Annotated in this window: 9 protein-coding genes; 8 read left to right on the forward strand and 1 reads right to left on the reverse strand. The window is 71.5% G+C overall.

Annotated features, from left to right (window positions below):
* The first annotated feature begins 781 nt into the window (after nt 1-781).
* The 6 genes from D6718_04150 to D6718_04175 all read left to right on the forward strand — a co-directional run bounded on the left by D6718_04150 (nt 782) and on the right by D6718_04175 (nt 7496).
* Nucleotides 782-3907, forward strand: a complete 3126-nt coding sequence (locus D6718_04150) for a hypothetical protein (GenBank protein RMG47220.1) — start codon at nt 782-784, stop codon at nt 3905-3907.
* Between the two features lie 46 nt (nt 3908-3953).
* Entirely contained in the window at nt 3954-4256 is a 303-nt protein-coding gene (locus tag D6718_04155; GenBank protein ID RMG47221.1) for a hypothetical protein, read from the forward strand.
* Nucleotides 4257-4277: 21 nt separating this feature from the next.
* Nucleotides 4278-4700, forward strand: coding sequence for a YjbQ family protein (locus D6718_04160; GenBank protein ID RMG47222.1), 423 nt, complete (start codon nt 4278-4280; stop codon nt 4698-4700).
* Nucleotides 4701-4705: 5 nt separating this feature from the next.
* A complete protein-coding gene (locus tag D6718_04165; GenBank protein ID RMG47223.1) occupies nt 4706-5452 on the forward strand; it encodes a HEAT repeat domain-containing protein in 747 nt (248 codons plus the stop codon).
* A 344-nt stretch (nt 5453-5796) separates the two neighbouring features.
* Nucleotides 5797-6264, forward strand: a complete 468-nt coding sequence (locus tag D6718_04170) for a hypothetical protein (GenBank protein ID RMG47224.1) — start codon at nt 5797-5799, stop codon at nt 6262-6264.
* A complete protein-coding gene (locus D6718_04175) occupies nt 6261-7496 on the forward strand; it encodes a transcription termination factor Rho (GenBank protein ID RMG47225.1) in 1236 nt (411 codons plus the stop codon). The genes D6718_04170 and D6718_04175 overlap by 4 nt, the downstream gene beginning before the upstream one ends.
* A 3-nt stretch (nt 7497-7499) precedes the next feature.
* Here the strand turns inward: D6718_04175 and rlmN are convergent, their stop codons facing one another.
* Nucleotides 7500-8573 (reverse strand): 23S rRNA (adenine(2503)-C(2))-methyltransferase RlmN, encoded by a 1074-nt coding sequence (gene rlmN, locus D6718_04180; GenBank protein RMG47226.1) that lies wholly within the window; start codon nt 8571-8573, stop codon nt 7500-7502.
* A 50-nt stretch (nt 8574-8623) separates the two neighbouring features.
* Here rlmN and D6718_04185 point away from each other — a divergent pair, with 50 nt between their 5' ends.
* Both D6718_04185 and D6718_04190 read left to right on the forward strand, forming a co-directional pair.
* Nucleotides 8624-8959 carry a hypothetical protein gene (locus tag D6718_04185; GenBank protein RMG47227.1) on the forward strand — a complete coding sequence of 112 codons (336 nt, stop codon included), beginning with the start codon at nt 8624-8626 and terminating at the stop codon, nt 8957-8959.
* Between the two features lie 103 nt (nt 8960-9062).
* On the forward strand, nt 9063-10049 hold a 987-nt coding region (locus D6718_04190; GenBank protein RMG47228.1), incomplete at its 3' end, for a hypothetical protein.

The raw sequence follows: 10049 nt of genomic DNA on the forward strand, positions 1-10049 counted from the left end.
GCGAGCACCGCCAGCACGAACGCGGCGCCTACGAGTTTTCTGAAAGCTGCCGGACGCATCGTCTTGGGCTCCTTTCCTCTGGGCGCAGGGGCTTACGGTCGGTTCGAACTCCTTTTTGCGACTTCTGTCGGCTAACCCGCAACTCCAAGTTTCTCGACGACGAGCACCGAGGCTTTGGACTGGTTCAGGTCCGTCGCGGCCCTGCCAGGCTCAGAACCCAAAACCCCTGCGCCATCCCCCTCAAGGGGCCGAGTTGAGCCTCGCACTCGTCGTGGGGATCCGCACCCTGCGAACGGTCCGGCCCGGGCAGCACGGGTCGGAGGCTCGCCGGGACGAAGCCCCTCCTGACGGCCGGAAATAAACCAGCAGACGCCGCGGGATGCAAGAAAAAAAACCGCTCCCCGAGGCCGGAAAGCCCGCACCGCGCAACCTCGCGCAGGCGTTCGAGTTCGGGGCCGCGCCCCCCGCGCGGGACCGGGCGGTCCGCCCTCGCGCCGCACGCTTCCGGAGGCGGACGCTGCCAGACGCTCGAGTTCGGTGCCGAACCGTTACGAACTTCTGCGGACCATGGCGGATTCCTCGAGCCTCGGTACGAGTGGAGGCCCTTCGCCGGCGGGGCGCCTCCGCTTTTTTCAGGCGAGGTCCGATGCGCCGGGGTATATAGCTCATCGTCACGTTCCGCGGTGGGGAAGGCTGGAAGGGGCTTGACCGACCGGCCGCCGGAGGACGCATCCGGAACGCGCAAGCCATCTTGCGGTGGGCCCGCGCCCGCGTAGGGGGCGTGACGATGCGTCCCGAAACGGAAGGAGAAGTCATGACGGTGGGACAGCACCGACGCCGCTCGCTCCTCGCCCGACTCCTCGCCGCTTCCACCCTCCTCCTGGCCGGACTTCTGGCCTCCGGCGCGGTGCTACGCCAACCGGACCGGAGGGTCGACGTACCCAAGGCGGGGGCGAACCGCTCGCTCGAAAACCAGAGTTCGATCGCGCTCGCCGGCAACCGCGCCTACGCCACCTACATCCGGCGGACCTTCTCGTTCGGCCACGACCCGTTCTTCAACGTTTCCGTCAACCAGGGCGGCACCTGGCGGACGGGCGATCGCCGGATGAACACGCTCTACCCGCCGGGTTCTTTCGACGGAGACACGAAGGGAGCGCTCGTGGCCGCCGACGGCGAGGGAAGGGTCTACGTCGCGACCATCGACCGGGAGTCGGTCAAGACCGACGTTTTCGTGCTCGCCTCGGCCGACGGGGGCGAGACGTGGGGCGATCCGGTCGATGTGACGAACTACCCGGCCGATCCCTTCTGCAACGTCGGGTGCTGGGTCGGCTTCGACCACCAGCTCGCCGCAGTTCCGGGCGGGCGGGTGCATCTCGTCTGGGCCGACGACCAGGAGGGCACCGCCACGCTCGGTTACCTCCACGTGAGAATGCGCTCGTCGCTCGACGGGGGACTGACCTGGCAGCCGGAAAAGCACCTGAACGCCGTCGACATGGCGGGCACGGCGGAGCTGGAACGCTCGTCGGAGCCCTCCTTGTGTGCCGACGGCACCGGCCGGGTCAACGTCGTCTGGGTCGACCGGCGCGACGCCACCGACCCGGCGAGCAGCTTGGAGCAGCCGGGGCGGATCGTGCACCGCGTCTCGTTCGACGACGGCCAGACGTTCGACCCTCCGCTGGGCACGACCGAGCGGAGGCTCGATACGAGCGACGGCCTGCCCGGTACCGAGTCGGCGGCGCCCGACGTCGCCTGCAATGACGCGGGCCTCGTCGTCGCGGTGTGGCAGGACATGCGGGGCGGCGACTGGGACATCTACTTCAACGCCAGCCAGGACGGGGGAAGCACCTGGCAGGCGGCGGAGGCCCGTGTCGACAGCGACAGCCCCGCGGGGGCCAACGCCACGGCGCCCAGGGTGGCGGTCGGGACGGGCAACCCGGGCCGCATCTACGTCGCCTGGGAGGACGACAGGGACGGGAGCGCCGATCTCTACTTCACCTACAGCGACGATCTCGGCGCGACGTGGCAGCCGGCTGTGCGCGTCGACACCGGCAGCGCTCCCGGATCCCTCGACGTGGAGTCGTGGGATCTCGTGGCCGACGGCACCGCCGTCACCGTCGTCTGGACGGAGAACCGCGACGGGACCGAGGCGCTTCCCGCCCACGACGTCTATGCCGTGCGCTCCTTCGACGGCGGGGCGAGCTTCGGCCCGGAGCAGCGGCTCGACCTGGGCGATCCGCCGGGCTCCTCCGAGTCGATCCTCGTCAGCGCGGATGCCGCCGGCGACGCCTTCCTGGCGATCTGGGCCGACTTCCGGAACGACCCCAGCTATGCCGACATTTTCGGGGGAGGGGAAGGGATGAGCTACGACGCTTCCGACCCCGATGCCGACGGTCTGATCGCGCCGGGCGACAACTGCCCGAACTACCCCAACCCGGATCAGCTCGACCGTGACTTCGACGGGCACGGAAACCTGTGCGACACCTTCCCCGACGACCCGCTCGACGATCCCGACGGTGATGGGCGTCCCTCGTGGGACGACGACTGTCCCCACGTGCATAACCCGGGTCAGCAGGACACGGACGCCGACGGGTTCGGTGACGTTTGCGACCTCTGCGACAACAGCGCCGACGAGGTGCAGCGCGACATCGACGGCGACGGCCTCGGGGAGAGCTGTGACGCGGACGTGGACGGCGACGGCTCCGATGACGCGACCGCGGACACCGATGACGACAACGACGGCGTCGCCGACGCCGCCGACGACTGTCCGCTGGTTCCGAACGAGCGCCAGCTCGACCAGGACGGCGACGGCGAGGGAGACATCTGCGACACCGACGATCTCATCGTCCAGAACGTGTCCTTGCGCCGCAAGGGAAGCCGCGCCGACGCCGCCTGGGATCCGGAGCCGCCGGCGGTGAGCTACAACGTCTACTTCGGGTTCGTCGACCGGCTTCCCGCAGGCGATCCCGGCTTCTGCTACCGGGCGGGGATGAAGATCAACGAGGCGGTGCTGACCGACGTGCCGGAGCCGGGGAGCATCTTCTGGTACCTGGTCACCGCGTCGGACGGGGCCACCGAGGGGAGCCCCGGCGTCGATTCCGCCGGCGTGGAGCGCAGCCTGCCCTCTCCGTGCGACGAGTCGGCGGCGAACGACTGGGACGGCGACGGCGCCCGCAATTTCGAGGACAACTGCCGGTTCGACGCGAATCCTTCCCAGGCGGACCGCGATCATGACGGCGCCGGCGATCCGTGCGATCCGTTCCCCGGCGATCCTTACGACGATGCCCTGGACGGCGACGGGGTCGGCGCCGACACCGACAACTGCCCGTTCGTCGCGAACGACCAGTCGGACCGGGACGGCGATGGTGTCGGCGACGCTTGCGACATCTGCCCCGACGACCCGGATCCGCTCCAGAACGACTCGGATCGGGACGGCCTCGGCGACGCGTGCGATCCCGATACGGACGGGGACGGCGTGGCCAATGCCGTCGATGCCGACGACGACGGCGACGGCGTGGCGGACACGGTGGACAACTGCCCGCTGACGGCCAACGGCCTTCAGTCGGACCGCGACGGTGACGGGGTCGGTGACGCCTGCGACCTCGACGACGGCGAGGTGCGCGGGGTCCGCCTCGAGGCCGGGGCACCCGACCGCCTCCTCTGGCCGCGCGAAGCGGGCGCGGAGGGCTACGCCGTCTACTCCGACCTGGTGGGGAACCTCGCGCCGGGATCGGTCTACGGGTCGTGCCTGGTGCCGGAGACGCCGCCGCCGTTCGCCGACGTCCCCGACGACCCGGCGCCGGGGCAGGCCGTGTGGTACCTCGTGACCGGCTTCTTCGGCGGGGCCGAGGGAACGGCCGGAACGGACAGCGCCGGAAACGAGCGGACCGTGCCGGGCGGCTGCCAGTAAGCCGCCCGCCGCGCCTCCGGGCGGTAGAATGCCCGCGGAGGTGGCGATGCCCGGCGACCCGAAGGACGACGCCCTCGATGTCCGCTGCCCCCTCTGCCGGGCGCGGCTGAGCGTGGACCGCGACACGGGGGAGGTCCTGCACGCCTCCCCCGATCGCGCCGGTAAGCGGGATTTCGACGACGTTCTGGGCGAAGTGCGCCGCGCCGGCGAAAAACGCGAGAAGGATTTCCTGCGCGCGTTCAAGGTCGAAAAGCGCCGCCGCGAACTGCTCGAGAAGAAGTTCGAGCGGGCCCGGCAGGAGGCGGCGGACGACGACGGGATGCCGCTCAATCCCCTCGATCTCGACTGACGCTCGTCCCGGGAGGCGGCGATGCGGAGCTTCACCAAGTACCTCACGATGAACGTGCCCCGCCGCATGGACTTCGTGAGCATTCACGACGAGGTCGTGGCCGCCGTGGCGGAAAGCGGGGTGCGGGAGGGCCTCTGCCTCGTCAATGCCATGCACATCACGGCCAGCGTGTTCATCAACGACAACGAGCCGGGCCTGCATCGGGACTACAAGCGCTGGCTGGAGCGCCTGGCACCGTTCGACGCCAGCCCCGAGGCCTACGAACACAACCGCACCGGCGAGGACAATGCGGACGCCCACCACAAGCGGCAGATCATGGGAAGGGAGGTCGTGATCGCCATCACGGACGGGCGTCTCGACCTCGGGCCGTGGGAGCACGTCTTCTACGGCGAGTTCGACGGCCGCCGGCCCAAACGCGTCCTGATCAAGATCATCGGCGAGTGACCGGCATGCGAGCGGAGAGCGGTACCCGGGGCGGAAGACGCGCTCCGTGGCGCCGGCGCGCCCTCGGCGTGTTCCTCGCGGCGGCTCTGGCGGCGGCTGTCGGCGCCGCCGGCTGCCATCCGGGTGTGGAGGAGCGGATCGACCGGCTCTACCGCGCGGAAAGGCGCGGCGAGATCGACCTGGACGAGCTGGCCCGCGCGCTGGCGGATCCGGACCGGCGGTTGCGCGTCACCGCCGTGGCGATCCTCGGGAGATCGGGTCGTCCGGAGGCCGTCTCCCTTCTGACGCCGGCCGCCGCGGACGAGGATCCCGGCGTGCGAGCAGCGGTGGCGACGGCGCTCGGAAAACTCCGATCTCCGGAAGCGCTCGAAACGCTCTCCCGTCTCGCTCGCGATCCGGTTCCGGTGGTCAGACGGCGCGCCGTGCAGGCCATCGCCGAGATCGGCAGCCCGAAAGGAGCGCCGGCCGCGGCATCCTTGCTGCGCGACCCCGATCCGGGGATCCGCCGCGAGGCCGCCAAGGCGCTTGCCGAACTCGCCGCGCCCTCGGCGGTGGGTCCCCTGATCGACGCGCTTGCCGACGAGGACATGCAGGTTCGCGCCTGGGCGGCGCGCGCCCTGGGTCGAATCGGCGATCCGCGCGCGCTGCCGGCCCTGGAGCGGATGGAGGCGAGCGAGAGCCGCTACGACCGCGCCGCGGCGGCGAACGCGATCGCGCAGATACGGACCCGGGTGGAGGAAGGCAGGCCGTGACGAGGTCCGGGCGGCGCCCCCGGGCGAGGGTGGACAAGGTGCCGGAACGGTCGCTATACTCCCCACGGCTGCCGATCCGAAGGTGGCCGCTGGGCGCAGGGGTCCTGCTCCCAGCCATCCTCGCGGTCGCCGTCGCGTGCCGGTTGGGGCCGTCCGACGCCCAGCAACGGGAACCAGCAACGGAGGCGGGACCAGCGGCCGCGGCGACATCGGATTCCCGAAGCCTACGGGAAGCGTTGGAACGCGCCGAAAGGGCGCGCCGGTTGATTGAAGAGGATCCGGACCAGGTCGACGCGCTAGTAGAGGGTCTGCAGGACCGCGACCCTCTTTACCGCGGCGCCTGCATGCTCGCGCTGACGCGCGCCGACCCGAACGTCGTGTTGCCGTCCCTCGAGCGACGGCGGGTCTCCAACCCGACGCCCGAACGGGAGCTGGTCGAGATCGAAACGACAAGGGATCTGGGTGAGAAGATCGAACCCGAGAGGAAGCGCGCCATCTGCCGTCTCGCCGGAACCTCCGGCGACGAGGCGGTGCGATCCCGAGCTGCCGTCGCCTGCCTCGAGCTGGCGGCGGCCCGGCCGGAGGATCTGGCGCGGTGGGCGGACGACCCGTCGTGGGTCGTGCGCACCCGGGTCGCGGTGTGGTTGGCGGGTCACCCCGGAGCGGTTCCCGGAGACGGCGAGGCGCTGGCGCGTCTCGCCCGCGACCCCCACGCGACCGTGCGTCATGCGGCCCGCGCCGGAGGGATCGGAACGTCGTCGGCCCGTCGAGCCGGCGATCGGTTGAGAAAAGCGAGGACGATCGGAAAGTGAACGCCAAGAAGACCAGTTTCCGCCGCCGCCGGCGTCGTCGGCGCGGCGGTTCGCAGAACCATCAGGGGCAGGCGAGCGGAGCTCCCCAGGCGGCCGTCGAGCAGGCGGAGGTGTCGACCGGGCCCGTTCCGGCGTGGGGCGTGCTCGAGATCCTTCCGGAGGGGTACGGCTTCCTGCGGACGCAGAAGGCCAACTACCTGCCGCGCCCGGACGACGTCTGGGTCGCCCCGGACATCGTCCGCGACTGGCGTCTCGAGGAGGGTGTCGAGATCCGCGGCAAGGCGCGCCCGACCGGACGGCGGGGTCCCGCCCTTTACGAGATCGAAGAGATCAACGGGTTGCCGCCCGAACGCTGGCACGACCGACGGCATTTCCAGGACCTCACCGCTACCTCGCCGGAGGAGCCGATCCGGATGGAGACGGGCCGCGAGCCGATCGAGCCGCGGGTGGTGGACTTAGTGGCACCGATCGGCAAAGGGCAGCGGTGCCTCGTCGTCGCCCCGCCGAAGGCGGGCAAGACCACACTGCTCCAGCAGATCGCCCACGCCGTCACCATCAACCACCCCGAGATCCACCTCATCGTGCTGCTCATCGACGAGCGGCCGGAGGAGGTGACCGACTGGCGCCGGCGGGTGCCGAACGGCGAGGTGATCGCATCGAGTTCGGACGAGTTGGCCCGGAACCACGTGTCGGTGGCCGAGATCGTTCTGGAGCGGGCGAAGCGGCTGGTGGAGTCCGGTCGCGACGTGCTGGTGCTGCTCGACTCGCTGACCCGTCTCGCCCGCGCCTACAACGTGGAGCAGCGGGGATCGGGCAAGATCCTCAGCGGAGGCATCGATTCCCGCACGCTGGAGAATCCCAGGCGATTCTTCGGGGCGGCCCGGCGGTGCGAGGAAGGAGGATCGCTGACGATCATCGCCTCCTGCCTGGTCGACACCGGCTCCAAGATGGACGAGGTGATCTTCCAGGAGTTCAAGGGGACGGGGAACACCGAGATCGTTCTCGACCGGAAGCTGTTCGAAAAGCGCGTCTTCCCCTGCATCGACATCCATCAGACCGGTACGCGGAAGGAGGAGAAGCTGCTCAAGGAGTGGACGCCGAAGGTCCACCTGCTGCGGCGCGCCCTCTCCACGATGGCCCCGGTCGACGCGATCGAGGCGCTTCTCAAGAAGCTCTCGTCGTTCGAGACGAACGAGGAGTTCCTGGCCAATCTCGGGCCAGCGCGTTCCTGAGGCCTACCGAGCCGGCCGTTCCGCCGCCGCCCCGGTGAACGCGAGCTGACCGCACGCGGCGTCGATGTCGCGGCCGCGGCTGCGCCGTACCGTGCCGACCACCCCCGCCCGGCTCAGGCTGCGCAGGAAGCCGTGCACGCGTGCCTCCGGCGACGGCCGGAACGGGAGTTCCGGCGTCGGGTTGAACTCGATCAGGTTCACCTTGGCGCGCGCGGCGCGGGCGAACCGCGCCAGCGCCGCGGCGTGGGACGGCCCGTCGTTGACGCCGGCGAGCATCACCACTTCGAGCGTCGGGCGGTCCCGGCGTCCCGCCCCGTAGGCGCGGATCGCGGCGGCGAGATCCTCGAGACGCACCGCCCGCGCGGCGGGCATCAGTTCCCGCCGGAGCGCGGGATCGGCCGTGACGAGCGACACGGCGAGCCGCGGGGGCTCGGGCAGACTCGCGAGTCTGGCGATGCGGTCGGGCAGCCCGACGGTGGAGACCGTGATCCGGCGGGGGCGCAGCGCGAATCCCAGCGGATGCAGCAGGATCTCGAGCGCACCCATCACGCCGCGCAGGTTGTGCAACGGCTCGCCCATACCCATGAAAACGATGTTGTAGGCGCCGTGGGGCGCGCCGGTGTCGGCCCGCAGCGCCGCCACCTGCCCGACGATCTCCCCGGGTGTCAGGTGGCGCGTGAAGCCGAGCCGGGCGGTCATGCAGAAACGGCAGCCGAACGCGCAGCCGATCTGCGACGAGATGCAGAACGTCCAGCGCTCCCGGGCCGGGATCGCCACCGCCTCCACCTGGCCGCCCGCCGGGAGGTCGAGGAGGTACTTGCGCGTCCCGTCCGCGGCGTCGCGACGCCCGGCCACCCAGGGGCGCCGCACGACATGCCGTTCGGAAAGCCGCCGGCGCAGACCCGCGGGTAGATCGGACCACCCGGCCGGGACGAGGGCATCGCGCCGGTACATCGCCCGGAAGATCTGCCGGGCGCGGTACGGGGGCTCGCCCAGGGACGCGACCAGGGCCCCCAGCTCGGCCAGCGCCGAGCCGTAGAGATTTCGAGCCGCGGAGATGTCCGGCACGGACGCGATTGTCCGCGGCGGGCCCGGCCGCCGCCAGCCCGGCCCGGCGGTTGACGGGGATGGTGCCTCCGTCTACGTTCGGGCGGCGCGGCATCCGGCGCGCCGGAGGCGCGAGCGTGTTCCGCTTCTTGATCTCGCTGTTCGCCGCGGCCGCCCGGTTCTTCCTCCTGGGGCTGGCGGTGCTGATCTTCTCCCGGCTCCTCCGCGCCCTCGCCGGTGGCCGGGCCCGCCCGACACCGCGGTCCTCGCCGCCCGCGCGCCCGGAGCTTCTCGTCCGGGATCCGGTCTGCGGCGTCCGCCTGCCGCGGTCACGGGCCCTCGCGGCCAGCTTCGGCCCCGAGCCGGTCTACTTCTGCTCGGAGGAGTGCCTCCGGAACTACGATCCGCGCTCCTGAACCCGATCTTGCCCGCCCGAAACGTGGCTCCCTATATTGCCGCCATGACCGCGCCGTGGCGCGCTCCGGCGGCGGCGCCCGCCGCAGCCGGCGCCTGGATGGGGTGTTCTCCTTGACCACCACCACGGAGACCCGGGACGAGCTGTTCCTGGCCGACCTTCGACGCCAGGCGGAGGAGAGGCTCGAGTCGGGCGACCGCCAGGGGGCGCGCCAGATCTGGGAAGCGATCCTCCAGATCGACCCCGACGACGCCACCGCGCGCGAGAGGATCGCCGCCCTCGCCGGCGAAGATACCGGCGAGGATGGGCCCGATCTCGACATCGATCTCGATCTCGACCTCGACCTTGCCGAAGAGCGTCCGGCGGCGCCGGCTTCCGCCGCAGCGGTCACGCAGGAGCTCGAGCGCTCGGCGCTGCCGGCCGAGGAGCGGGCCGAGGTGCGCGACCTCGTCGAGGCCGCCGGCGAACTGGTCGACGGGCCGCCGCCCGGCGAGCCGGCAAGCGGGAGCCAGCTGCCCGCACCCGATCCCGCCCTGGGGGAGGCGGCTCTTCTCGTGGAGTCGGCCCAGCGGGCTTTCGACAAGGGCGACGACGACGAGGCGATCGCGCTCGCTTCGCGCGCCATGGCTCTCAGCGAGCAGGTGCCGGGGGCCCAGGAGCTGATCGCCGCGGCCCGGACGCGGGCCGCGCGGCGCGCCGCGGAAGGGGAGCAGGCCCTGCTCGCGGGGATCGAGGCGGTCGAGCAGGGTCGCCCGGAGGAGGCCGTGGCCCTCCTCGAGAAGGCGCTCGAGCTGCTCCCGGGCCACCCGGAAGCGGAGGAATATCTGGAGCGGGCCCGCCGCGCCGCGGCCGCCGCTCCGGCCGCGCCGGCGGACGCCGGCGGAGCCGACGAAGCCGAGGAGATCGATCGGATCGAATCGATCCCTCTGGCGGCGCCGGCCGCGGAGACGACGGCGCCGCCGGGGGACGCCGCGGGCGCGGAGTCCCCGGCCCACCGGGTGCCGCGCGTGGAACGGGTGCTGCCGCCTCGCCCCGACCCGGTTCCGCTGGAGATGCCGGCCGCCGGGACGCTCGCCGGCCCGCTTCCGAGC

The sequence above is a fragment of the Acidobacteriota bacterium genome, assembly GCA_003696075.1.
GTDB lineage: Bacteria > Acidobacteriota > Polarisedimenticolia > J045 > J045 > J045.